Origin of the sequence: Bacillus sp. SIMBA_074 (genome assembly GCF_046534555.1) — a bacterium.
Lineage (GTDB): Bacteria > Bacillota > Bacilli > Bacillales > Bacillaceae_G > Bacillus_A > Bacillus_A mycoides.
This window is the reverse complement of sequence record NZ_JAWRYM010000403.1, coordinates 1-278: the sequence shown is the minus strand read 5'-3', so window position 1 is coordinate 278 and position 278 is coordinate 1. Positions and strand designations below refer to the sequence as shown.

The 278-nt window shown below is 56.5% G+C and carries 1 protein-coding gene; it reads left to right on the top strand.

The genetic code is table 11. The annotated features are described in order from the left end of the window. Positions 1–278: iron-containing alcohol dehydrogenase (locus tag SB773_RS31330; RefSeq protein ID WP_410594186.1), on the top strand; the 278-nt coding region annotated here is incomplete at both ends.

Genomic DNA, 278 nt, shown 5'->3' with positions numbered 1-278 from the left:
CGTGATGTTTCTGCTGATATGGTAGTAGCGATTGGTGGGGGAAGCGCGATGGATACGGGTAAAGCGATTGCTCTATGCGGACCGAATGGCGGAACTCCCGCTGAGTATGCCGACGGTCGACTTGCCTACGAAAACATCGCTCCTATCATCTGTGTGCCGACTACTGCCGGGACAGGCTCTGAGGTCACCCGTTCCTCGGTCATTACGGAATCGACTACGCATCGCAAAATGACGCTCAAGCATGCAGCACTGCGCCCGACACTTGCTGTGCTCGACCC